Origin of the sequence: Pseudonocardia sp. HH130630-07 (genome assembly GCF_001698125.1) — a bacterium.
Classification (GTDB): domain Bacteria; phylum Actinomycetota; class Actinomycetes; order Mycobacteriales; family Pseudonocardiaceae; genus Pseudonocardia.
Window position 1 is genome coordinate 3,958,262 of the sequence record NZ_CP013854.1, and the last position, 23,168, is coordinate 3,981,429.

At 71.6% G+C, this 23,168-nt stretch carries 26 protein-coding genes; 9 read left to right on the forward strand and 17 right to left on the reverse strand.

Annotated features, from left to right (window positions below; genetic code table 11):
• Positions 1-2 precede the first annotated feature (2 nt).
• Positions 3-413 (reverse strand): cupin domain-containing protein, encoded by a 411-nt coding sequence (locus AFB00_RS18765; RefSeq protein ID WP_068800438.1) that lies wholly within the window; start codon positions 411-413, stop codon positions 3-5.
• A gap of 116 nt (positions 414-529) precedes the next feature.
• Here AFB00_RS18765 and AFB00_RS18770 point away from each other — a divergent pair, with 116 nt between their 5' ends.
• The gene (locus AFB00_RS18770; protein WP_068798325.1) at positions 530-1,171 is read left to right on the forward strand and encodes a TetR/AcrR family transcriptional regulator; all 642 of its coding nucleotides are present in this window, start codon (positions 530-532) and stop codon (positions 1,169-1,171) included.
• On the opposite strand, the gene AFB00_RS18775 is transcribed toward AFB00_RS18770, so the two are convergent.
• The 4 genes from AFB00_RS18775 to AFB00_RS36300 all read right to left on the reverse strand — a co-directional run bounded on the left by AFB00_RS18775 (position 1,158) and on the right by AFB00_RS36300 (position 3,827).
• Positions 1,158-2,072 carry an SDR family oxidoreductase gene (locus AFB00_RS18775; protein ID WP_231973981.1) on the reverse strand — a complete coding sequence of 305 codons (915 nt, stop codon included), beginning with the start codon at positions 2,070-2,072 and terminating at the stop codon, positions 1,158-1,160. The genes AFB00_RS18770 and AFB00_RS18775 overlap by 14 nt on opposite strands.
• Before the next feature lie 36 nt (positions 2,073-2,108).
• Entirely contained in the window at positions 2,109-2,867 is a 759-nt protein-coding gene (locus tag AFB00_RS18780; protein ID WP_068798326.1) for an SDR family oxidoreductase, read from the reverse strand.
• Between the two features lie 62 nt (positions 2,868-2,929).
• Positions 2,930-3,451, reverse strand: a complete 522-nt coding sequence (locus AFB00_RS36295) for an IS5 family transposase (RefSeq protein WP_442965863.1) — start codon at positions 3,449-3,451, stop codon at positions 2,930-2,932.
• Positions 3,375-3,827 (reverse strand): IS5 family transposase, encoded by a 453-nt coding sequence (locus AFB00_RS36300; RefSeq protein WP_083276061.1) that lies wholly within the window; start codon positions 3,825-3,827, stop codon positions 3,375-3,377. The genes AFB00_RS36295 and AFB00_RS36300 overlap by 77 nt, the downstream gene beginning before the upstream one ends.
• Positions 3,828-3,926: 99 nt before the next feature.
• Here AFB00_RS36300 and AFB00_RS18795 point away from each other — a divergent pair, with 99 nt between their 5' ends.
• A complete protein-coding gene (locus AFB00_RS18795; protein WP_068798327.1) occupies positions 3,927-4,595 on the forward strand; it encodes a TetR/AcrR family transcriptional regulator in 669 nt (222 codons plus the stop codon).
• Here the strand turns inward: AFB00_RS18795 and AFB00_RS18800 are convergent.
• On the reverse strand, positions 4,550-5,266 hold the full coding sequence (locus tag AFB00_RS18800) for a TetR/AcrR family transcriptional regulator (RefSeq protein ID WP_068798328.1): 717 nt from the start codon (positions 5,264-5,266) through the stop codon (positions 4,550-4,552). The two genes, AFB00_RS18795 and AFB00_RS18800, sit on opposite strands and share 46 nt — an antisense overlap.
• Positions 5,267-5,344: 78 nt before the next feature.
• Here AFB00_RS18800 and AFB00_RS18805 point away from each other — a divergent pair, with 78 nt between their 5' ends.
• A complete protein-coding gene (locus tag AFB00_RS18805) occupies positions 5,345-6,430 on the forward strand; it encodes a medium chain dehydrogenase/reductase family protein (RefSeq protein WP_083275640.1) in 1,086 nt (361 codons plus the stop codon).
• 20 nt (positions 6,431-6,450) lie between these two features.
• On the opposite strand, the gene AFB00_RS18810 is transcribed toward AFB00_RS18805, so the two are convergent.
• The 6 genes from AFB00_RS18810 to AFB00_RS18835 all read right to left on the reverse strand — a co-directional run bounded on the left by AFB00_RS18810 (position 6,451) and on the right by AFB00_RS18835 (position 11,117).
• Positions 6,451-7,017 (reverse strand): TetR/AcrR family transcriptional regulator, encoded by a 567-nt coding sequence (locus AFB00_RS18810; RefSeq protein WP_083275641.1) that lies wholly within the window; start codon positions 7,015-7,017, stop codon positions 6,451-6,453.
• Entirely contained in the window at positions 7,010-7,831 is an 822-nt protein-coding gene (locus AFB00_RS18815; protein ID WP_068798330.1) for an alpha/beta fold hydrolase, read from the reverse strand. Before AFB00_RS18815 ends, AFB00_RS18810 begins: the two co-directional genes overlap by 8 nt.
• Positions 7,832-7,925: 94 nt before the next feature.
• Positions 7,926-8,882 (reverse strand): sensor domain-containing diguanylate cyclase, encoded by a 957-nt coding sequence (locus tag AFB00_RS18820; protein WP_197519584.1) that lies wholly within the window; start codon positions 8,880-8,882, stop codon positions 7,926-7,928.
• A 149-nt stretch (positions 8,883-9,031) separates the two neighbouring features.
• The gene (locus AFB00_RS18825) at positions 9,032-9,307 is read right to left on the reverse strand and encodes a hypothetical protein (RefSeq protein WP_068798332.1); all 276 of its coding nucleotides are present in this window, start codon (positions 9,305-9,307) and stop codon (positions 9,032-9,034) included.
• Positions 9,308-9,321: 14 nt separating this feature from the next.
• Positions 9,322-10,173 (reverse strand): poly(ethylene terephthalate) hydrolase family protein, encoded by an 852-nt coding sequence (locus tag AFB00_RS18830; RefSeq protein ID WP_068798333.1) that lies wholly within the window; start codon positions 10,171-10,173, stop codon positions 9,322-9,324.
• A complete protein-coding gene (locus AFB00_RS18835; protein WP_197519966.1) occupies positions 10,170-11,117 on the reverse strand; it encodes an NADP-dependent oxidoreductase in 948 nt (315 codons plus the stop codon). The genes AFB00_RS18830 and AFB00_RS18835 overlap by 4 nt, the downstream gene beginning before the upstream one ends.
• Positions 11,118-11,256: 139 nt before the next feature.
• Between AFB00_RS18835 and AFB00_RS18840 the strand changes: the two genes are divergently transcribed.
• From AFB00_RS18840 to AFB00_RS18850, 3 genes are all read left to right on the forward strand, one after another.
• Positions 11,257-12,045, forward strand: coding sequence for a GlxA family transcriptional regulator (locus AFB00_RS18840; RefSeq protein ID WP_083275643.1), 789 nt, complete (start codon positions 11,257-11,259; stop codon positions 12,043-12,045).
• Positions 12,046-12,195: 150 nt separating this feature from the next.
• Positions 12,196-12,420 carry a helix-turn-helix domain-containing protein gene (locus AFB00_RS18845; RefSeq protein ID WP_068798335.1) on the forward strand — a complete coding sequence of 75 codons (225 nt, stop codon included), beginning with the start codon at positions 12,196-12,198 and terminating at the stop codon, positions 12,418-12,420.
• Positions 12,421-13,039: 619 nt separating this feature from the next.
• Positions 13,040-13,228 (forward strand): hypothetical protein, encoded by a 189-nt coding sequence (locus tag AFB00_RS18850; protein WP_068798336.1) that lies wholly within the window; start codon positions 13,040-13,042, stop codon positions 13,226-13,228.
• A gap of 65 nt (positions 13,229-13,293) precedes the next feature.
• On the opposite strand, the gene AFB00_RS18855 is transcribed toward AFB00_RS18850, so the two are convergent.
• A complete protein-coding gene (locus AFB00_RS18855) occupies positions 13,294-13,926 on the reverse strand; it encodes a TetR/AcrR family transcriptional regulator (protein ID WP_068798337.1) in 633 nt (210 codons plus the stop codon).
• A gap of 244 nt (positions 13,927-14,170) precedes the next feature.
• Between AFB00_RS18855 and AFB00_RS18860 the strand changes: the two genes are divergently transcribed.
• From AFB00_RS18860 to AFB00_RS32100, 3 genes are all read left to right on the forward strand, one after another.
• Positions 14,171-15,670: an alpha/beta hydrolase gene (locus AFB00_RS18860; protein WP_197519585.1), complete on the forward strand. Its 1,500-nt coding sequence runs from the start codon at positions 14,171-14,173 to the stop codon at positions 15,668-15,670.
• A gap of 20 nt (positions 15,671-15,690) precedes the next feature.
• Positions 15,691-16,281, forward strand: coding sequence for a hypothetical protein (locus AFB00_RS18865; protein ID WP_156819631.1), 591 nt, complete (start codon positions 15,691-15,693; stop codon positions 16,279-16,281).
• Positions 16,282-16,358: 77 nt separating this feature from the next.
• The gene (locus AFB00_RS32100; protein ID WP_083275645.1) at positions 16,359-17,165 is read left to right on the forward strand and encodes a flavin-containing monooxygenase; all 807 of its coding nucleotides are present in this window, start codon (positions 16,359-16,361) and stop codon (positions 17,163-17,165) included.
• Positions 17,166-17,390: 225 nt separating this feature from the next.
• Here AFB00_RS32100 and AFB00_RS18875 read toward each other — a convergent pair whose 3' ends face one another.
• The 4 genes from AFB00_RS18875 to AFB00_RS32110 all read right to left on the reverse strand — a co-directional run bounded on the left by AFB00_RS18875 (position 17,391) and on the right by AFB00_RS32110 (position 22,875).
• Positions 17,391-18,815 carry an IS1380 family transposase gene (locus tag AFB00_RS18875; RefSeq protein WP_068797110.1) on the reverse strand — a complete coding sequence of 475 codons (1,425 nt, stop codon included), beginning with the start codon at positions 18,813-18,815 and terminating at the stop codon, positions 17,391-17,393.
• A 255-nt stretch (positions 18,816-19,070) separates the two neighbouring features.
• Positions 19,071-20,504 carry an IS1380 family transposase gene (locus AFB00_RS18880; RefSeq protein ID WP_068796312.1) on the reverse strand — a complete coding sequence of 478 codons (1,434 nt, stop codon included), beginning with the start codon at positions 20,502-20,504 and terminating at the stop codon, positions 19,071-19,073.
• A gap of 639 nt (positions 20,505-21,143) precedes the next feature.
• Positions 21,144-21,584, reverse strand: coding sequence for a DUF6119 family protein (locus tag AFB00_RS36305; RefSeq protein ID WP_083275646.1), 441 nt, complete (start codon positions 21,582-21,584; stop codon positions 21,144-21,146).
• Entirely contained in the window at positions 21,481-22,875 is a 1,395-nt protein-coding gene (locus tag AFB00_RS32110; RefSeq protein ID WP_197519587.1) for a DUF6119 family protein, read from the reverse strand. The genes AFB00_RS36305 and AFB00_RS32110 overlap by 104 nt, the downstream gene beginning before the upstream one ends.
• Positions 22,876-23,168 lie beyond the last annotated feature (293 nt).

The window sequence follows — 23,168 nt, forward strand, 5'->3', positions numbered from 1 at the left end:
CGTCAGATCATCTCGAAGTCGGCGAAGTCGAAGCCGGGGGAGACGATGCAGCTCACCAGGACCGGCTCCGGACCGTGCGGGACGGCCCGCTGCCAGGTACCGGCCGGCACCTCCAGCTGGGGTGCGGCCCCGGGTGCCGGTCCGAGCCGCGCCGGCAGTCCGGGACCCGGCGCGTCGCCGGCACCCGCGAGGAGGAGGTCGGCCGTCGAGCCGGAGTGCCACAGCCACAGCTCGGTCGAGCGCACCCGGTGCCAGCGGCCGGGGACGTCGAGCAGGTAGAGGATGGCGGTGGCGGTCGGCCGCTCGCCGTACGGGGTCCGCACCGTGACCGGCGAGACCCACGTCTCGCGGTACCACCCGCCCTCGGGGTGCGGTCCGAGGTCCAGTGCGGTCGCGAGCGGTGGCCGGGTCATGATCCCGATCATGGCACCGGAGCCCGCGTGCACGACGTAGGTGCACGGCGCTCCGGACCGTGCGCACGGCCTCGTGCGGCGGCTGTGGCCCCCGGGCCCCGTCGTAGGGTGACGACGTGCCGGAGAAGTCGGGCTCCACCCCCAGCCGCCGCCGCAATCGTCGTGGTGAGGGGGCCCGGCTGCGGGAGGACATCGTCGCCGGAGCGGTCGATCTGCTGGAGGAGACCGGCGACGAGGCGTCGGTGACCCTGCGCGCCGTCGCCCGCCGGGTCGGGATCACCCCGCCGTCGATCTACCGCCACTTCGCCGATCCGGCCGCGATCATGCTGGCCGTGGTCCGGGAGGCGTTCGAGGAGCTGGTCGCGGTGCTGCGCGACGCCCACGCCGCGGCGCCCGACGAGCCGCGGGCACGGCTGACCGCCCTCTGCGCGGCCTACGTGGAGTTCGCGCGCACCCATCCCGGTCGCTACCGGACGATGTTCGGCGGCGTGTGGATGCCGGACCTGGAGGCCTCGTCGGTCACCGAGACCGACCTGCACTCACTGGGCCGGGCGAGCCTGGAGCTGCTGGCCGAGGCCGTCTCCGGTTGCGCGGCCGCGGGCATCTCGGCCACGACCGACCCGGACGCCGACGCGGTGGTCCTGTGGCTGGGCCTGCACGGGCTGGCCCATCAGCGCCTGGTGACCGTCAGCTTCCCGTGGCCGGCCGACGTCCTCGAGCGGATCGTGACCTCCGCGGCCCGGCTCACGCGGGGCTGAGCCCGGCGGGCCGGAGCAGGTCCTCGAGACCGATCCGGCGGTAGAACTCGGCGCGGACGCGGTCGCCGACGGCGTTGACGACCTCGGCGCCGTCGTCGGCGGGATCGATGTGGACCCGGAACGGGCGTTCGCCCGCCGGGGTGGCGACCAGGCGGACGACGGCGCGGGCCACCTGCTCCGGGTCGGCGTCCGGCGGGGAGAGCTCGGCCAGGCGGTCACCGACCTGGTCCATCAGCCCCGCGTAGTGCTCGTCGTAGGCCTCGACGACGGCTGCGTCGCCGGGATGACCGGCGTGGGTGAAGTGGTTCGTGCCGCTGGTGAAGGACCCGGGGACGACGATCGACGTGTCGACGCCGAAGCGGGCGAGCTCCGCGGCGTAGCTGACGGCGAGAGCGTCCATCGCGGCCTTGGCGGCGAAGTAGGGCGCGAGGTAGGGCGGGGTGCCGCCGCGCGTGCTGGACGAACCGATCCACAGCACGAGGCCGTGGCCCTGCGCGCGCAGGTGGGGCAGGGCGGCCCGGTTGACGCGCTGTGTGGAGAGCACGTTGGTGTCGTAGACCGCGGCGAGCTGCTCGGGGTGGAAGGCCTCGGTGGGGCCGAGCACCATCCGGCCGGCGTTGTGGACGACGACGTCGAGCCGCCCGGCCCGATCGACGACCCGGGCGATCCCGGCGGTGACGGACGCGTCGTCGGTGACGTCGAGCTCGACGGTGCGCAGGTCGACGCCGTGCTCGGCGGCGTAGCCGGCGGCGGCGGCGACCGCGGGTGCGTTACGTCCGCCCGTGTCCCGGATCCCGGCGTAGACGGTGTGGCCGGCGTCGGCGAGTGCGCGGGCGCTCATGGCGCCGAACCCCGACGACGCTCCGGTGATGACGACGGTGCTGCGGCCGTTCTGGTTCACGGCGGTCCTCCTGGTGGGTGCGACGGGCGACGGTCCTCAGGCCATGCCGCCGTTGGCGAACAGGGTCTGGCCGTGGACCCAGCGGCCCGGACCGGCGAGGAAGGCGACGACCTCGGCGATGTCGTCGGGCCGGCCCAGACGCTCCATCGGGGTCATGGCGGCGAGCCGTTCGATCGTGGCGTCGTCCTTGCCGTCGAGGAACAGCGGTGTGGCGGTCGGGCCGGGCGCGACGGCGTTGACGGTGACGTCACGGCCGCGCATCTCCTTCGCCAGGATGAGGGTCAGCCCCTCCACGGCGGCCTTGCTGGCGCCGTAGCCCGGGAGCTGGGTGCGGGTGACGGTGGTGGAGAAGTTGACGATGGCGCCGCCGGGACGCACCCGGCGGGCGGCGAGCTGGCTGACCACCACCGTCCCGCGGATGTTGGTGCGGTGCATGCGGTCCAGGTCGTCGAGGTCGAGCTCGGCCACGGGCGCGAGGATCATGACGCCGGCGGTGTTGACCACCACGTCCACGCCGCCGAACGCCGCCTCGGTCGCGTCGAACGCGGCGGTCATGTCGCCGGGATCGGCGACGTCCCCGCCGACGGCGATCGCGCGCCCGCCCGCGGAGGTGATGGCGGCGACGGTCTCCTCGGCGCGGGACCGGCTCCCGGCGTAGTGCACGGCCACGGCCGTTCCGTCGGCGGCGAGGCGCCGGGCGACCGCCCGGCCGATGCCGCCCGAGCCGCCCGTGACGAGGGCGACGCGCGGTCCGCCGGTCTCCCGGGTGGTCTGCTCGGTGCTCGTGCTGTCCATGGAACCCTCCTCGTCGATGTGAACGTGCTGTCCATATAAACAGGATGTGGACGATGTGTCCACTAGGGTGTGTCTCCCAATGCGCGGAGCCAGGTGACGATTGCCTTCAGGACGGCGCCGCCGCGGAAGGTCAGGGCGAGCTTGTCGTAACGGGTGGCCAGCCCGCGCCACTGCTTGACGTGGCAGAACCCGCACTCGACGACGTTGCGGTTTCGGTAGTCGACCGGATCGAATGCGGGCGGTCGGCCACCGCGTGAGCCCCGTCGTTTGCGGTGTCCCTGCTGGTCAGAGGGCTCCGGAATGACAGCGATGATCCGGCGCTCGCGCAGGTGCCGGCGGATCGCGCGTGAGGAGTAGGCCTTGTCCGCGCGCACGCGTTCAGGCCGGGTCCGGGGTCGTCCCGGGCCCGGTCGGGCGATGCTCAGGCGCGCCATCAGGTGCGGAAACATTGGCGAGTCGCCGCCCTGGCCGGGGCCGAGGAGGACCACCAGCGGGCGGCCGTGCCCGTCAACGAGCTGGTGGATCTTCGTCGACAGCCCTCCGCGGGACCGTCCCAGCGCGTGATCTGCTGGTTCGGCGAGCAGATTCGTGTAGTTCGATCCGGCCCCCTGTGTCGCGCTTGAGGGTCGCGGCGTGCTGGTGGGCACGGATGATCGTGGAGTCCACGCTGACCGCCCACCCGAGCACCTCGGCGGCGTCGGCCTCGACCAGAAGAGCAGCCAGGATGTGGTCCCAGGTGCCGTCGCCGCTGTAGCGGCGGTGCCGCTTCCACAACGTCTGCCACGGCCCGAACTCGGCTGGGACGTCGCGCCAGGGAAGCCCGCACCGATACCGGTAGATGATCCCCTCGAGCACCCGGCGGTCATCGCGGAACGGGCACCCGCGACGACCCTCGGAAGAGGGCAACAGCGGCGCCAGACGGGCCCACTGGACATCAGTCAGGACAGCGGTACGCGGCACCGATCAAGCATCGCGCACCCCGGTCCGCCTATCTGGGAGACACGCCCTAGTCGGCGGGGTGACTGGCCCGACATATGCACACGATGTTCTTATGTAGGGGTGGATCAGGCAGCAGCGGACGAGCCGGCAGCCGTACCGGCCCGGCGGCGGGGCAGGCGACCGGCGGCGCAGGTTCGCGGGGAGGTGCTCACCGCGGCCGCGGAGTTGCTGCTGGAGCACGGGATGGCCGCGTTCACGTTCGAACGTGTCGCCGCCCGGTCCGGGGCGAGCCGGACGACGCTGCACAAGTGGTGGCCCTCGCGCGGGGCGCTCGCCCTGGAGGCCTACTTCGACACGGTGCGCGACACACTGGCCTTCCCCGACTCTGGCGACATCGGGGCCGACCTGACCGAGCAGCTGCGGGCCTTCGTGCGGCTGATGACCGGCGGACCGGCCGGTCGGGTGCTCGTGGAGATCATCGGCGCCATGCAGTCCGATCCCGATCTCGCGACCGCCTACCGCGAGCGCTACTCCGGCCCCCGGCGCGCCCTGGCGGTGGAGGCACTGGAGCGCGCACGCGGCCGGGGCCGGCTCCGTGCGGACGTCGACGCCGAGGCGGTGGTCGACCAGCTGTGGGGCGCCTGCTACCACCGGCTGCTCATCCCCGATCGCCCCGTGGACGAGGAGTTCGCGACGACCCTGGTCGCGCAGCTGATGACGGGCCTGCGGCCCGGTCCCGGCGATCACGGTCCGAGGTGGGACGGGGCCGGGGGGCCGGTGGCCGGATGACCGCCCGGTCGCCGGACCGGCCGGCCGGGTGCCGGTGAGGGCCGGGTCCGGGTGATGCGGGCCAGGGTGCGGACCAGCCGGTCCTCGAGCCCGGGCGGCCAGGGGAACGGGGGAGTGGCCTCGCGCAGGCCGGCCAGGCCGTGCAGGCCCACCCACAGCGCGGTGGCGTCGGCGTGGGCGTCCGTGCTGGTCGACTCCCGCGCGGCGATGCACGCCGACACGGCGTCGACGAGCACCACGAACGCGTCCCGGCCGGCGGGCGCTCGCCCGGCCGGCCCGTGCCCGTCGGCGGCGTTCCGGGCGCCGCCGAACATCAGCCGGTAGCGCTCCGGCCGGGACCGGGCGAAGTCGAGATGGCAACGGCAGATCTCGAGCAGCCGGTGGACGGGTCGTTCCCCGGCCCGGTCCTGCGCCCGGCGAAGGTCCTCCCGGAGCTCCGCGAAGGCGTCGTCGGCGACGCCGCGCAGGATCGCCTCGACGTCGGCGAAGTGCCGGTAGATCGACGGTGCCGTGATGCCCGCCGCGCGCGCCACGGCCCGCAGCGTCACCGCGGTCGCCGTGCCGTGTTCCAGCAGGTCGGCCGCGGCCGCGACGATCTCCTCCCGCAGCCGCGATCCCTCGCCCCGCGGGTTGCGGGTCCGGGGTGACGTCGTCGCTCGTCGCGGGGGCACCGACGAGACTTTACACGTGGTTACCTTCTATGTATGGTTACAGCTGTAAGCATCCAACTGTGAACCCAGGAGTCGAGCATGCCTTCATCGTCGGAGCCGGCCGTGTCCGCGGCGTCGTCCGGGCAGGACGGGGCCCTTCCGCCCACCCGCACCGAGGTCGTCCTGCCGGGGCCCGTCGAGCCCGGCGGCCTGGTGGTGCGGACCGCGCCGCTGGCCGCGCCCGCCGCCGGGCGGGTCGTCGTCCGGCTCGACGCCGCCGGGGTGAGCTTCGCCGAGCAGCAGATGCGCCGCGGGAAGTACTACGACCAGCCGGCCTTCCCGTTCGTGCCGGGCTACGACCTGGTCGGCACCGTCGTCGCGCTCGGGGCGGACACTCCGGCGGAGTTGCTGGGCCGACGGGTCGCCACGGTGTGCAAGACCGGTGCGTGGGCGAGTCACGTCACCGTCGACGCCGGTGACGTGCTGCCCGTTCCCGACGGCGTCGACGCCGCAGCCGCGGAGGCCGTGCTGGTCAACGGCATCACCGCCTGGCAGCTGCTGCACGAGCGGGCGGCGGTACCGGCGGGCGGGACGGTCGTCGTCCTCGGGGCCAACGGCGGCGTCGGTTCGCTGCTGGTGCAGCTCGCCCGGCACGAGGGGCTGCGGGTCATCGGCACCGCGGCGCCCCGGCACCACGACCTGCTGCGCCGGCTGGGCGCCGAGCCGGTCGACTCGGGCGACCCCGCCCCGTACGACCGGCTCCGGCAGCTCGCCCCCGCCTGGGTCGACGCGGTGTTCGACCACGTCGGCGGGGACGGCATCCGGCGGTCGTGGAACCTGGTGCGCCGGGGCGGCGCGCTGGTCTCCTACGGCACGGCCGCGACGAAGGACGTCGTGGAGAACTCCCGGCTCCCCGTCCTGCGGCTGTTCGCGCGGCTGGGCCTGTGGAACGTCCTGCCGAACGGCCGCCGCGCCGGCTTCTACTCCTTCTGGGCCGGTCGTCGCGACATCGACCGCTTCCGCGCCCGCCTGCAGGAGGCGTTCGCGCAGGTCATGGCCCTGGTCGCCGACGGCGTGCTGCAGCCGCAGGTCGCGGCCCGGCTCCCGCTCAGCGAGGCGGGGCGGGCGCTCGCGCTCGCGGAGAGCCGGACCGTCGCCGGCAAGGTCGTCCTGCTCCCGGGCTGACGGCGGTGGCGTCGCGCCGCTCACGTCATCGCGCGCAGTCCACGGTCGGTGATCTCGATCAGCCACTCGAAGCTCTCGTCGACGTCGACGTCCAGCTGGAAGCCGTGGGCGGCCTGGATCGAGGCGAAGCCGTGGAACAGGCTGCGCACGGTGCGCATCGCGTGCACCATCTGGTCCTCCGGGACGGCGTAACCGCTCAGCAGGGCCGCGAACGAGTCCAGCTGCCGGGTGACCGCCGCGGCCATCGGATCGTCGGGGCCCTGCAGGCGCACCGCGGTGGTGGTGGCCCAGCGCCCGGAGTGGGCGACCACGTAGTCGCGGTAGGAGCGCATCCCCGCGGCGAGGGCGTCCCGGCCGGAGCGCCCCCGGATCGCCGTACCCACCAGGTCGGCGACCTCGTTCGAGACCAGCACGGCGATCTCCCTGCGCAGTTCCTGCTGGCCCGCGACGTGCTTGTACAGCGACGGGGTGCGGACGCCGAGCCGCTGGGCCAGCTGCCCCATCGTCATCGCGTCGGCCCCGATCTCGTCGGCCAGCGCGGCCCCCGCCGCCACGACGACGGCCGCGTCCAGACCCGCCCTAGCCACCGATGGCCGCCAGGTGGGTGCGGACGGCCGCGACGACCTGCTCGGGGAACTGGACGTGCGGGTAGTGCCCGGCGCCCTCGATGATCTCGACCCGGCCGAGCCCGTCCGGCAGGGCGGCCACGATCGCCGCGCCCTCGGCGCCCGGATCGACCCAGTCCGGGTCCAGCGAGCCCTCGATCACCAGGACCGGGCAGCGCACACCGGCCAGGTGCTCCCCGGCGTCGGCCGGGCTGGTGCGCAGCATCTGCTGCAGCGCGGCGGTCCGGCCCGGCTCGCGCAGCATCGCCTCGATCCGGTCGAGCCGCGACGACCAGTCCGCGGGCCGGGGGCCGGGGTAGGCGTGCTCGAGGTAGCGCCGCCACGCGGAGAGCCTGCCGAGCATGGCCCCGGCCAGGTTCCACACCCCGCGCCGGTACGGCCCGTGGAACAGGTCGGCGAACCGGAAGGACTGGGCCCGGGTGAACGGCGCGACCTGCACGAGTGCGGTCACGAGCCCGGGCTCGGTGGCGGCCGCGATGGTCACGGCGCCACCGGAGATCGAGTGCCCGACGAGCACCGCGGGCCCACCGAGATGGCGGACGAGGGCGAGCAGGTCGCCCGCGATGGCCGTGCGGGAGTACTCGGGCCAGGTCGCGCTCGACTCCCCGGTGCCGCGCAGGTCGACCGCCGCGACCCGGTACCCGGCCTCGGCCAGCGCCGGGGCGACGAAGCGGTACGCCGCCCGGCTGTCGCCGATGCCGTGCGCGAGCACGACCAGCGGACCCGAGCCGGTGACCTCGTAGGCGAGCCTGCCGCCGTCGACGTCGAGATACATGGGAACTCCTTCGAAGCTAACTGGATTAGCTAAAAGCTAACAGAGTTAGCCGAGTCTGTCGACGCCACGTGGCCCGCCGCCGTGCTGCACCCGCTCAGGTGTGGACGCCGACGCGGTCGCGTCCGCGACGCTTCGCCACGAACAGCGCGGAGTCGGCGGCGCAGAACAGCTGCCCGTCGTCGGGCGTACCGGTCCGGGGGTACACCGTGGCGACGCCGACGGTGACCGTCACGCTCCCACCGCGACGGCCGGGGTGGCCGATGTCCAGCCGGCGGACGCGCCGCACGAGCTGCTCCGCGACGGCCCGCGCGTCGTCCGCTCCGATCCCCGGCAGCAGGACCACGAACTCCTCGCCGCCGTAGCGGGCGGGGACGCCGATCTCGCGGCACGGCCCCGAGCGGATCGCCGCCGCGATCGCGACGAGCACCCGATCCCCGCTCGCATGGCCGAGGGCGTCGTTGAAGTCCTTGAAGTGGTCGATGTCGACGACGAGCATGGACAGGGCCCGGCCGGTCGCAGCCGTCGCCGCCCACGTCCGGACCTGGGCCTGCGCCAGGCCCCGGCGGTTGAGGAGGCCGGTCAGCGGGTCCGTCGTCGCGGCGAGCTCGAGCTCCCGGGTGAGCCGCAGGACGCGCTCGATCCCGCGCAGACGCTCCTCGGTGACGTCCCGCCCGGCGGCGACGACGACGGGGCCGGCGGCCGACCGTCCCCGGTCGAGCCAGATGTGCACGTCCACCCAGCGCAGCGAGCCATCGGCGGTGGCGATCCAGCCCGAGTACGTGGTGCCCCGCAGCCCGGTGCGCCCCACCTCGAGCGCCCGGTCGATGCGCCGTGTCTCGGCCGGGAGGGCGAACTCCCGCCATCCCCGGCGGACGACCTCGGCACCGCGGGAGGGGGCGACCGCGAGGATCACCCCGTGCGGATCGATCGTGCAGGCGAACTGGTAGCCGTACCGGACGATCAGCCGGTCGAGGTCGCAGGCCGGTGGCTCCGGGCGCCGCCGGGCGGCGACGAGGGTCACGAGGCCGGCTCCGGCGGCCAGAGCGGCCACGATCGCCGATCCTGTGCACACGGCGCCGAGGGTGACCCCGCCCGGCGGGACCGGCACCCGGCGGCCGCGGGTGCCGGGCGCCCGGCCCGTGCGGGAGCGGAGTCGTGCCACGGTCGTGCCGGATCGCCACGGCGACCCCGGGGCGGGCGTCATCGGGCCGGCCGCCGGCCCCGGGACGTCCCGTCCGGCCGCCGCGGGGGAGGAGCGTCACCCGGTGCGTGGTGCACGGGACAGGCCGGGTCGTGCAACGGCGTCTCGGCGGCGCCGACCCGGTAGGCGGCGTTGCCGAGCACCGAGCAGCGGCACCCGATGCCGACGGCCGCGGCGCTCCCGGGCAACGGGCCGTCCCCGGGTACCGGATCGGGGCGGCCGGCCCGGTCGGCGTCGTCGAACCAGGCGTTCTCCGGTGGGCGGTGTCCCGTCATCGTTCGCTCCGGGATCAGTCGTGGTGCCGGTAGTCGAGCGCGTCGTCGGTACACGCACCGCAGGCGTCGCCGGCGAACAGCCGCGCAGCCGTCGCGTCACCGGCGAGCTGGTAGCGGAACCACGCGGTGATCAGGCCGCGGAACCCCCCTCCGTCGGGCACCGGTTCCAGGTGCCCCGCGCCGCGCAGCTCGGCGTAGGCCGCCTCCACCCGTCGCGTGCGTTCGTAGAAGGGCCGCACGACGAGCTCCGGGACGACCACGACGTCGGCGCCGCCCGCCAGGTACAGCACCGGTCCCCGCAGCCGTTCGGGCAGGGCCACGGGGCCCGGCTGGACGGCGACGGTGGTCCGGACGAGCGGGTCGGAACCGGCGGTGATCGCGCCGGCGCCGCCCTGCGAGTGACCGGCTGCGCCGATCGCCGCGGTGTCCACCCGCTGCCGGTAGGGGCTCGCCGGGTCGCGGTCGGCGGCGACGAGCTCCCGCGCCCCGGCCAGCATGGCGACGCCGTCGTTCGCCTGCGTGGTGTTCGCGGCCGAGACGATGAACCCGTGCGAGGCCAGGTGCCGGAGCAGGCCGTCGTACACCCGCGGGACGGCGCCCGTGCCGTTGCCCCAGACGATCACCGGATGACGGGTCCCCGGTGCGCCGAGGTCGGCCGGTCGATAGACGGTGTGCAGCGCGCCGGGCTCCACGACCACGTCGTCGGGCCCCGGCCCGGACCACGGGGCGCCCGGGGGCCGTGCCGTCCCGGCGAGCCGGGTGCTCTCCGCTGCGCTGCTGCTCCCCGCGGCGCCGGCGGCCGGTGCCGCACCCAGGGCCGGCAGGGCGCACACGGCGAGGACGAGGAGGAGGCGCAGTGCCGTCACGGCGCGACCTCCAGCACGAGCTTGCCGCGGGTGCGGTCGGTCTCGCCGAGCCGGTGGGCCTCGGCCGCCCGCTCCAGGGGGAGGCTGCGTTCGACCTCGACCCGCAGGCTCCCGAAGTCCACGATGCCGGCGATGGTGTCCAGCGCGGCGGCGTCCGGTTCGACGAGCAGCGGGCTGGTGCGCACACCCGCCCGTCCGGCCGCGGCGGCCAGCCGGTCGGAGACGCCACCCGGGACGGAGACGACGAGGCCGCCCGGCCGGGTCACCGCCACCGAGCGCACGTCGGTGTCGTCGCGTGCGCCGACCAGGTCGATGACGACGTCGACGTCCCCGGTGACGTCCTCGAACCGCTGACGGCCGTAGTCGATCGTCTCGGTCGCGCCGAGGTCCCGGAGCCAGGTGTGCCGGGACTCGCGCGCGGTCGCGACGACCTCGGCCCCGAGATGGGTGGCGAGCTGCACCGCCAGGTGCCCGACCCCGCCGGCCGCGGCGTGCACCAGCACGCGCTGTCCGCCGGTGACGTGCGCGGTGTCCGTGAGCGCCTGCCACGCCGTGAGCGCGGCGAGTGGCAGGGCGGCCGCCTCGACGTGGGAGAGCGAGATCGGCTTGCGGACGAACTGGCGCGACGGCGCCGTGACGAACTCGGCGTACCCGCCGGCCGGTCGCGGGAACCACGGCATGGCGTACACCTCGTCGCCGGGGGCGAGCGTGGTGACGCCGTAGCCGATCTCCTCGACGACGCCGGAGACGTCCCAGCCGAGGATCAGCGGCAGCGTCTGCAACCCCGCCACACCCTCGCCCGCACGGGTCTTCCAGTCCACCGGGTTGACCCCGGCGGCGTGCACCCGGACCAGCACCTCGGTCGGCCCCGGCTCGGGACGCGCCACCCGGCGTCCGGTCAGGACCTCGGGTCCACCGAACTCCTCGATGATGACGGCGCGCATCGTCTGTTCGTTCATCGTGTCTCTCTCGTCTACGGCTCTCCGACGTCGCTCCGGACACAGCCCCGGGCGCGCCCCAGCATCGTGGGCGCCGTGACACGGCGTGAGTGGCCGGGGGGCCACCTGTCGTACGATTCCGGCCATGCCGCACCGGGTCGCCGTACTCGCTCTGGACAGGGTCGTCCCGATGGACCTCGGGATCGCTGCACGGGTGCTCAACGAGGCGTACGACCCGGCCGGGGCGCGGCTGTACTCGGTCACGACCTGCTCCCTCGACGGGCGTCCGGTCCGCACGAACGAGGGCTTCCGCATCGTCGTCGACGACGACGAGTCCCTCCTGGCCGAGGTGGACACCGTCGTGATCGCCACCCAGGAGCCCGACGAGCAGATGCTGACGACCGGTGAGCTACCCGCCGGGCTGGCCGCGGCCCTCGCCCGCATCGGGCCCGGCACCCGTCTGGTCAGCCTCTGCACCTCCGCGTTCCTGCTCGCGGCGGCCGGCCTCCTCGACGGGCTGCGGGCCACCACCCACTGGTCGTTGTGCGAACGGTTCGGCGAGCTGTACCCCGGCGTCGACGTCGACCCGGACGTCCTGTTCGTCGACAACGGCCGCGTCCTGACCGCCGCCGGGGGAGCGGCGGGCATCGACCTCTTCGTCCACCTGGTGCGCAGCGACCACGGCGCGGCCGTGGCCGCCGACGCCGCGCGGCGGTGCGTGGTGGCCCCCTGGCGCGAGGGCGGTCAGGCACAGTTCATCGAGCACCCGGTGCCCGACGACGTCGACCGTTCCACCTCGGCCACCCGGCACTGGGCGCTGGGCCGGCTGGCCGAGCCGCTCACGCTGCAGGACATGGCCCGCCACGCCCACATGAGCGAGCGCACCTTCACCCGGCGGTTCCGCGCCGAGGTGAGCGCGAGCCCCCTCCAGTGAGCCTTTTTCAACCTGCCGTTCCGGCAGCTCAGGGGCCTGGTTGTGTGGGTGCAGACGCCGAGCTGGCGAGCCGGTGACCTGTGCAGCTGTGGTCAGAGCAGTTGCGCTGCAACCTTCGCGATCTCCTGACGCAGAAGCTCGCTGGTCAGGTTGAAAAAGGCTCAGTGGCTGCTGCACAACCGGCTGGCCGAGGCCCGCGGCATGCTGGAGTCCAGCGACCTGACCGTCGCACGGATCGCCACGGCCTGCGGCTTCGGAACCCCGGTGGCCCTGCGCAAGCACTTCCACGTCCACCTCGGCCTGTCGCCCCTGGCCTACCGCCGTGCGCACCGGGCCCCGGAGTCGGCACGCACGGACAGCCGCCCGCCGTCCTGACGACGATCTCCTCCCGGCTCGCCGGAAGGCATCCGGTCACCGCCGGAGGCGGACACGACCGGGCCCGGCGCCACCATTTCTCGGCACGTCGACCTACCGGATCCTCCCTCGTGGCGCGGCGGTCCGCCGGATTCCTGGGTGACCTTTCGGGAACGCCCGTCACCGACGGTTCGGATACGGGCGGTCGGGGCATTTCCGGGAAACTCGATGAGGTGCCGATGTGCCGCCGATGGCCACGCAGGGTGTCCGCCACTGGTGCGGTGATGGGACGGCGACCAGCACCGGCGACGGGGGCGACGACCGGTCCACCACGCTCCGTGGGCACCCGAGGACCGGATGACGGGTGCCCACGGAACGTCGACGGCGCCCCCCTCGGGGCCGACGAGCGGCAGAGTAGCAATCCTCCGCCCGCCTCGGCACAATGACGTTGCCGAGTGCACTCTTACGGATCAATCGATCACACGCGCAATTTCAGATGTGCGCAACCAAATTGTTTCGATCGGCTTTACAGCTGCTATGTTGCTGCGCTGTGACAGGTTCAGTTGCTCGGCGGGTCACACTGCTGCGGGTCGCCGACCGTGTCCGGGACCTCTGTTCGAAGGTCGATCGGGTCGGGGTCGTGAGCGAACCCGGCGACGACGACCTGGACTACGCCCGCGAGGTCTACTCCCCGCACGGGCTGGGTCCCGACCACGGTCAGGTCCTCGTCCGCTGGGTTCCCGACGAGCCGGCGAAGGGTTCCTGGCACTGGCCGGACGACCTGTGCCGGGTCGAGTGCGGGGGCGCCGGCACCGCCTCGGGCGGATAGGCGCCTCTCGCGTCGCGCTCGGCGTTGTCGGGGTCTCCCTCGTCCGCGGCGGGACCGCGGCGCGGTCACTCGTGGGTGGGGTCGGCGGTCGACGCCGGCCGGCGGGGCGGGTACGCGTCGCGGATGCGCTGCAACGAGTTCGTCACGACGGCGCGGACGTCCTCCTCGTGCAGGGGGGCGGAGGTCAGGGCCGGACCCAGTGAGAAGCCCTCGACCAGCGTGAACAGCAGCAGTGCCTCGCGGTGCAGCGCTCCGTCCTCGATCGTGCGGTCGGCCAGTGCGTCGCCCAGGAGCGAGCGGATCGCCTCCACGCTCGCGAGCGAGGTCGCGGCGACGTCGGCTGCGAACTCCGGGTCGGTGCGCGCCATGACGCGGTACTCGACGAGCGCGACGTTCTCCTTGTGCTCCTGCTCGCTGGTCGGCGCGGTGAAGACGATCACCTCGGTGAGCCGGGTCGCCGGGTCGCCGGAGAGCCCCGGGTTGCGGTGCTGGGCGCGTTGGACGAGGACGCCCAGCGTGAACGACATGACCTGCCGCAGGTTGTCGCCGAAATAGTGCCGGATGCTCCCGATGGCCAGGCCGGAGCGTGCGGAGATCCGCGCGAGGGTCACCGATCGGAGCCCGTGTGCGGCGATCTCGTCGATCACGGCGTCGGCGACCTGGGCGCGACGGGCATCCGGGTCCACGCGTCTGGGCATGGTTGCAGCATACCGACGTAGTGGCATGCTTGTGCTACGGTTTCTAGCATGATGATGCTAGATACCTCCGGCGGTCGCCCCCGCCGGTAGGTCTCGTCCCCCGGTCGCCGACCCGGGGAGACCCGCCACGGCCGTCGCACGCCTCACGGCCCGAACCAGGAGAACCATGTCCCCGTATCGCCGACACCCACACCGATCGCGCCGGTCCAGGCTCGCCGCGGCGACAGCGGCCACGGCCCTGCTCGTGCTGACCGGATGCACGTCGACGCCCCCTCCGCCGGAACCCGGTGCGGATGCGGACCTCGGTGCCTACCTCACGCAGGAGCTCGACTGGGGCGGGTGCACGGACACCGCGACCAACGCGGCGGACGCCGAGCTGTTCGCGAACCCCGCGCTCGAGTGCACGTCGGTCGAGGTCCCGCTCGACTACGCCGAGCCGACGGGGGAGCGGGCACGGATCGCGCTGACCCGCCTGCCCGCCCGGGGTGAGGCCGAGGGGTCCCTGTTGATCAACCCGGGCGGCCCCGGAGGATCCGGAACGAGTTTCGTCGCGTCCTTCCTGCCCCGGTTCCAGGCCGGCCCCGTCGCCGAGCGCTTCGACATCGTCGGTTTCGACCCGCGCGGGATCGGGGCGTCGACACCTGCGCTCGACTGCCACACCGACGAGGAGTACGACGCCGGGGATGTTCCCCGGTTCGGCGCCGTGTACGACATCACGACTGCCGAGCAGGCGGCGGACCTCGCGAAGCGCTGCATCGACGGCTCCGGCGGCGTCGAGAACCTCGCCAACGCCGGATCGGCGAACGTCGTGCAGGACATGGACGTCATCCGGGAGGTCCTCGGCGACGACCGGCTGACCTTCCTCGGCTACAGCTACGGCTCCGAGATCGGCGCCATGTACGTCGCGGCCCATCCCGACAAGGTCCGTGCGGTCGTGCTCGACAGCGCCGTCGGACCCGACTGGACGCCGAGCGAGCTCCGCCTCGCCCAGTTCGCGGCCTCCCAGGCCCGGTTCGACGAGGTCGCGGCACTCTGTGCCGGGTCGCCCGACTGCGTCCTCGGGCCCGACCCCGCAGCGGCGAACGATCGCCTGCACGAGATCGTCGCACCGCTCGTCGCGACACCGGCGCCCACCGCCGACGGGCGGGACGTGAGCGTCTGGGACGCCTACCTCGGGATCACGGCCGCCCTGGCCGCCGAGACGCACTGGCCCGACCTCGTCTCCGCCCTGACCGCGCTCGACGCGGGCCGCGCCGACGAGATCCTCGCCCTGCGCGACGGCTTCTACAGCCGCACCGCCGACGGTGTCTACACCACGGACATCGACACGAACATCGCCGTGCGCTGCATGGACTGGCCCCGCCTGACGCCGGAGGAGCAGACCGCGCACGCGCGCGAGGTCGCGGACGTCGCACCGATGTTCGACGTCGACGCGCTGACGGCCGGGAACTTCCACAGCGAGTGCGAGGCCTGGCCCGCAGCACCGACCCGCGACGAGCCGTGGCTCCCCGCCGACCTCGGGGAGGTCCCCGAGACGCTCGTCGTGTCGATGACCGGCGATCCCGCGACGCCGTATCCGGGTGGCGTCGCCATGGCACGCACCCTCGGCGCGAGCCTGCTCACCGTCGACGGCAAGCAGCACGGCGCCTACCTCCTCGGCGGCAGCACCTGCGTCGACGACGTCGTCGAGGCCTACCTCCTCGACCTCGAGACCCCGCCCGCCGATGCCCGATGCAGCCTCTGAGGACGGACGAGGTGACGACGATGCTGCGACCCGTAGGACTCCACCAGGTGCTGACCCGCACCGTCCACACGATCACGGTGCCCGATCCCGCCGGCGGCGCCGCCGTCTGGGCCGTCGAGACCCGGACGACCGAGGACCACGAGGCCCGCCTGTACCGGGACGGGCAGCGCACCGGTACGGCCGAGATGCCCGCGACCTTCACGGTCCCCGGTGGACGCATCGAGGTCGACGCCGGGTTCTACGGCGTCACCCGGGTCCATCTCGTCACCCCCGACGGGCGGGAACGCCGGCTGGCCCCGGCGCCGGGGACCCTGGAGTACCGGCGCGCGGTCCTGACCCGGGACCACCCGCGTGTCAGCCGGGGGATCGCCGTCACCGCGGTGGTGATCCTGCTGGTCAACCTGGTACTCGCGGTACCCGAGGGGCTCGAGCTGCTCACCTCGGCCCCGCAGGTGGCGGAGCGGTTCGGGACGTTCACCTCACCGGTCGACCTGCCCGGCTGGCTGGGCTGGACGCTCACGGCGTCCGGTGTCGTCGCCGCCGTGGAACGGGCGGTCACCTGGCGGCACAACCGCGTCGTCGACGCGGAGACCATCTGGACCGCACTCTAGAGCTCCCTCGCCAGGTCGGCGCCCCTGTCGCCGGCCATCGCACACCCGGAACCGACCACCACCCGAGGAGACGACCCATGGTCACCGGTACCGCACGTCACGACACCGGCACCCCGTCCGGCGACGCCCGCCCGACCCTGCACGGGAGCCACACCGACGTCCTGGTGATCGGTGCGGGGATCTCGGGCATCGGCGCCGCGCACCGGCTGCGGACGGAGTTCCCGGATCTCGGGTTCGTCGTCCTCGAGGCCCAGGACGACCGGGGCGGCACGTGGTGGACGCACCGCTTCCCCGGGGTCCGGTCGGACAGCGACCTGTTCACCTACGGCTACCGGCACAAGCCGTGGCGGGGACCGGCCATCGCGAGCGGCGACGCGATCCTCGACTACCTCGACGAGGTCCTCGCCGAGGACGACCTGGCCCCGCACATCCATTACCACCACCGGGTCACGGCGCTGGAGTGGTCGTCGGGCGACGAACGGTGGACGGCCCGGGTCACCCGTTCCGACACCGGCGAGCACCTGCAGATCACCGCCGGATTCCTGTGGATGTGTCAGGGCTACTACGACCACGACGCCCCGCACACCCCGCACTGGCCGGGCCGCCGGCACTTCGAGGGCCCGGTGGTGCACCCTGGGCCAACCGCCACGCCCGACCCAAGAAACACTTCGCGCCCGAGTCCAAGATCCGCAGGCCGGATTACCTACCCAACGTTGCCTGACGAGGCACTAGCGAGTTACCGGACGGCGCTCGAAGCCGGAGCAGAACCGTCGGTGGTAGCGACCTGGATGGCTGAAACGCAGGCCCGTCGTGCGGAGCTGAGTGCGGCGACCTTGCGTCAACCCAGTCCGGAGCGCATGACCGAGATGAGATCCGCGACATGATCAACGCGATGACTTCGGTCCGAGACGTCATCGATGCTGCAGAGCCCGAGGACAAGCCAAGGTCTACGGCCGTCTAGCCCTGGTGATTCACGGAGCTGCGGATTGACCGCGTGATCGGCTGGCGGCGGATCCGGTCCGGTTCGTTCGATGGGTGGGCATGGCGAAGGGGCCGGCCTGCGCGTTCTGCCGGGAGCTCCCGCCGCTCGTCGTGTCGGGCTTCGGAGATCAACCAGCAGGAACAGGCAACGCGCACAGCCGCGCGAACGCGCGGGCGAGATCGACCGCCCAGGGCCAGGACCGTTGGATGCGGACCCAGACTCGGCGTTGCCCGCGGGTGATCCGCGCGGCGGTGTGCAACAACCGGTAGCGCAACGCCTTCGGCTCGACCTTCGCCAGGTCGCCGTCGAGAAGCAGGCGCTGGGTCCAGGTGATCAGGTCGACCGCGAGCATGACCACGGTCAACCACGCCGCGTTGACGGCGAAGGACCGGGACGGGAAGTGGTTGAGGCCGGTGTCCTTGCCGCAGCGGATCCGGTCCTCGACCCGGGCGTGGGCGCGGTGGCGGGCGTCGAGGAAGGCGAGCTGCCCGACGCGGGTGTCGGTGGCGAACGCGGTGTAGCGCCAGCCGTCACGCTCCTCGAACGCATCGAGCTGCGCGCCGGGATGCGGCCGTTCGCGACGGACGACAACGCGGGTCCCGGCCGGGTAGTCGACCAACGCGGAGGCGGGGAGCAAGCCGGTGATCTCGGCCAGCCCGGCGCCGTCACGGTGCCCGCCGTCAGCGTCGACCGCCTCGGCCCACACCGTCTTCGGGACCAGGCTGATCACGGTGCGTTCGCGGTCGGTGACGGCCCAGCCGACGGAGAACTCACAGCTCACCGCTGTGTCTTGTTGCGCTCGGATGTGGGCGAGGAAGGCTTTCGTGGCGCCCGCGGTGTCGGTGCGGACCAGGATCGGGTGCCCGTGACGGAACGCGTCAGGGATCTGGGCGAGCGCGTCGTCGAGCACGCTGATGTGATCCGCGGCGGTGTTCGCACCGGCGTTCCCGCGGCGCAAGCGGGCGGCGAGGAACTCGCCGGTGTTGTCGCAGAACGCCAGCATCGGGTGATACCCGAACGTCTTCTTGAACGTGGGCGTGGCCTGTTCCTTCTCGCTGTGGGCGATGACGATCGTGGCGTCGAGATCGATCACCAGCACGTCCCGGCCGTGCCGGCGCAGGTCGCGGCCGGCGACCCGAGCCGCGGGAAACGCGCGACCATCGACGTCGGCGTGCTGGGCCCAGACCACCTCCCGGGCCCGCGCCCGCCCCGCCGCGATCGAGGACAACCGGCGCTCGTCGAGCTTGTCGAGCAGTCGCCAGCAGGTCGAGTCCGATGCCACCGACCCGAACACCGCGCCCTGATCGGCCAGGACCGCGATCTCGCAGATCCTCGTGGCCCCGTCGGCGACCGCGACGGCCAGATCGACCAGCACCCGCCCCGGATCATGACGCGCCCGAGCTCGTCGCAGCGGTGCGAGCGCGGTCGAGAGTTCACTGGCCAACGTGGTCCGGTCGGCGACATCGGCCAGCAGACGCGACCCGACGTGCGACACCACCCCAGCGCCGTCGGCGGTCACGATGACCGGTGGGCGCGTGCTTGTAGTCTGCACTCGGAAAGTGAGCCCTTTTCAACCTGCCGTTCCGGCAGCTCAGGGGCCTGGTTGTGTGGGTGCAGACGCCGAGCTGGCGAGCCGGTGACCTGTGCAGCTGTGGTCAGACTCGAATCCGCGAGTAGGCTATGAGCTGATCTTGGTCGGCCAAAGTTGATGTTGCTTGGGTCGGGAGTTGGGTGGTGGGCAAGCGGGCGGCCCGAGTGTCGCCTCGGGTGGCGGGTTCCTGTGCTGGTCGGGGCCGGTGCGGCCGGGTCAGGACGGAGCGGGCAGGGCGCGGACGCGGGCGAGGACCTCGGCGAGTAGGTGCTCGCCGGGTGGTAGGCGCAGGGTGAGGCCGCGGGCGTGGCGCACGAGGCGGGCGGGGATGGTGATCAGCCGCCGGCGCAGGGTGGCGATCATGGCCTGGCCGCCGCGGACGCCGTGCCCGACCAGGCGCCCGTCGCGGGTGCGGGCGGTGAGGTGGTGCAGCCACCCGCTGGTGGTGGCGGCCAGGAGTGCGCCCCACATCCAGGCTCGGTTCACCGCGAGGTGTCCGGAGGGGAGGTGGCGCAGCGCGGCGCCGTGCTTGGTGTCGCGGAACAGGTTCTCCACCTTCGTGCGGTGGCGGTACCAGTACTCGGCCTGCGCGGCTGCGGCAGGTGTGGAGACGTCGAGGTTGGTCACGATGAACGAGTAGGCGAACACCCCGTCGACCTTGGCCACCGTAGCGAGGTCGTCGAGCGGGAGCGCCCGCTGGGCGGGGTGCAGGGTGCGTCGGCGCCGCGCTCGCGGGTCACCGGAGACCTGGCCGTGGTCCAGGTCGAGCCGGACCCGACGGATCAGCAGCTGGGTCGCTGCGGGCCACCAGTTCGGGCAATAGTCGGCCACCGCGACCTGCGCGCCGGTCATGTCGATCGCGTCGGTCCACCCGTCGGCCGCGACGCCGTCGAGGATGCGCCACAGCGGCGCGATGCGTCGGGCGCCGATGGCGAACTCCACGCCGACGAACAGGGCTGCGCGGGCGAGCTGCCCGGCGAAGTAGCCCGCGTCCGCACGCACGCGGACTCGCCCCGCCCGCGCCTGCGCGGGGAGCGCGGCCAGCGCCCGGTGGAACAGCTCGGCGCTGGTGGCGCGGGGGTCATCCCGGCCCGAACCGAGGTCAGCGGCCAGCACCACCGCGGTGTCGGCCCAGGTCGCGACGTGCGGGCGGGCGACCCGCTGGCCTTGGTGGTTGAACGCCACGCCCTGCTTGAGCCGGCCGTAAACCTCGACATCGGTGGTGTCCAGATCGATCGTCACGTCCGCCGTCAGCTGCTCGGCCCGGTCCGGGTCGACCTGGGCGAGCAGGTCCAGCGCGGTGGTGTGCACGTCACCGAGCCCGGTCTCCACCGCCGCCCACTGCCCCTCGATGAACTTGCGCGCGAGCCCGGCGGCGGTCGTGGACGCCAACCCCGGCACCGGCGTGAGTGCCTGCCCGGCGGTGTCGGCGCGGTGCCGGTCCAGCCCGACCAGGAAGTCCTCCCCGCACAGCTGCGCCGCCGACATGCCGACCAGCATCTGCCCGGCGCTGCACCCGCGGTCGCGGTCCTTGATGGGCCCGACCGCGGCGTCGAGCTTGTCGATGATCCCGAGCCGGTCGATCAGCTCGGTCACCGCGGCCAGCCCGGAGAACCTGGTCAGCGCCGCGTCCGGCGCGCCGAGACGCACCCGCGCACACCGCGGGCGTCGCTTGCGTACTGTTCGCACCTGATAGGTGTCCTCTCAACCCGCAATGTCGTGTCGTCGCAAACACGATCATCGCAGGTCAGCGGGCACCTATCGCCATCTCCCCAGTCCGGCCACCAGCGCAACTCGCGGATTCGGGTCAGAGCAGTTGCGCTGCAACCTTCGCGATCTCCTGACGCAGAAGCTCGCTGGTCAGGTTGAAAAAGGCTCAGTGCCTCCTCGACCATGGCGGACAGGGCTTCGACACCCGCTGTCTTACCTGGTCACGAGGCACTTTCTTCAGTTGGGGTCGGAGATCACCGGCACAGCCCGTGAAGAGTCCGGGCTAGGGCTACGCCTGATCTACCGACTCGCCGAACGGATCGTCCGGGCTAAGATCAACATCCAATCCAACGGTTGGGGTTATGGTTTGTGTCCGAGGGGGGATATGTGCGCTATCCACACGGGCCACGCTCGCGCCCACGCAATCTACGGTCGCATAGGTCGGTCCGTATGGCCGTCGCCGTTGCAGCGGTATCGTAGGGTCGTGCTCGTGACTCGCGGTGTGCCTAGAGTCTCCGTCCAAGGTCAAGGTGCCTTCGGCGCCCCTGGGCGGGGCTGAAGCCTCCGATCGGTTCCCACTCAGGGGCAAGCTACCTCTGTCTCGTTGGGTATTTCGCCAATGATATCGTTTGATTCCGTCAGTCGCGCAATCTCAAGTGAGACTCCGAGGTCTCCGAGGCGTTGCGCGCACCGTGCGAGCGTGATCTTGGAGAATGTAAAGATCGATTCCTGGACGGACCCGCCACCGCTGAACGCCAGGATTACTCGCCTTGGCTCATAGTCTGTCGCGATCGAGAAGCTACCTTCGCTCAACTTGTCAACTCTCACCGTGAAGGATTTTACCGCGTCTAATTGTCGTCGCAATGACTCGGCCGCGACAATCACTTGATTGAACAGGTGGCTCGCGGACACTGAATCATCGAGGTGCTTTACGTGAATTAGTGTGCCATCGCGGTGAAGGAGATCGCAAGCCTCGAAACCTCTGGGATGTAGCTCGGTCAGGATCATCTGGTGATCCATGCAAAAGTAGGTCCGGATTCGAATCAGCGGCCCAGTTGTTATAGCTAAACTCTTTGGCACGACCAAGCTTGTATTTGTTGCTATCCCGCTTCTTCTTCCATTCCATTGGCCAGGGGGGTAGTGCCACTGTCGCCTCCCTTTCGAGGATCCGATCTACTCTCCTGTCCAGCATCTCTATGTACGCGCCACCTACGTTGTACCAGCGTCCACGCTGCATTACGAAGCGCTCGTCGTCAAGGTCGCATTCGAAGGATATCCATTTGTCGCCCGATATCTTTCGCGACATGACGCCTCCATCCTCATTTAGGCCCTGGATGTGTATTTTGCGAAGGCGTTCTAGCTTTGCGGGATCCGGGTTCTCTGCCAGTGGAGTTCTTAGCGCTTCGAGTTGCAGGTCAGGTGTCTCTACTGTTCCCGTGGTGGTGCCGGTTATTCGGTACTTTGCTGGCTCGCCGGCGTCTTCGTTCCACTCTGCCGGCCAGCTTAGTGCGAGGCGCCCCGGCTTGAGGTCCGCGACGACTTCATTGAATCGCTTTTCGAGTAGCTCTATCTTGGGGTTTCCTGGTCGGAGAGGTCGAGTGTTTTCGAGATGTTCGAGACCTTCGGCCGGTACCTCATTTCGTATGACAGAGTCGATCAGGTGAAGATCTGAAAGCGCGTCCTTGGCCGTCTTTCCGAGTGGTACACTAAGAGCGTCAGCGCCCTTCACTGTGATAAATGTGGGCGTTCCGGGCTTGTCGCTCGAAAAGCCGTCTGCCGGGATTTTTCCGACGAGCCTGCTGACAACCTCCCCGATTTCCTCCATCCCAAAGGAATTGATTGTGGTGCCGCCGAATACTGACAAGCGAGCCGTGCGAGGGAGAGTGTCGAGTGCGTGGGTCGTGAGGGCACTGACCTGTTCTGCATCTGCTCGACGTAAAGCGAATCTGAGACCGAACCCGTCGTCCATCACATTACTGGAGATGAGAAGGTGTCCCATTCCCCAGGTTAGTCCGTAGGCGTGGTCAGCCTCGTCGTCAAGTCGAAGCAGTAGAAGACTCGCCGACGTGTTATTGATGCACGGAGGACGAAAAGACGTAAGGGACTGCGCATGATCTAGCCAGTCAGGGCTAGCGTTTGGTATCTGTCCATAGACCAGTAGTGCGGACCGACTGCCAACTGTGACATTCTCAATGAAAAATTCTTCGCGATCCGTGTACTCAGACTTGGCGGCGGTAAGAAACGGGGCTTCGGGTTCGAGGCTGATCCGATACAGCGATGTCTTGCTCGCCCTCGACGGTGTGCGTGCCACGGTGCTCCTCATGTTGGTCTCTCGCAGAGCTCGCCCCGGGCTGGCAGCGCGTTACAGTCCAGCTACTCTCCGGCGAAGCCCTCGCCCGCCGGGCAGGCCTCCGAGATGGACGAGAGCGGCGGCCCTCGTGGGTGACGGTGGCTCGCACCATCTCGGCGCCCTCCCAGCGTGCCGCGTATGGGCCACCCCGTGTCCTGGAGCTCTTCTGTCTACCGAGGGACACGCTGGCTCGGGTCGAGGGAGCTGAGCACCTCGTCGGGGAGCTGGCTGCGGCAGCCCTCCTGCCAGGATCG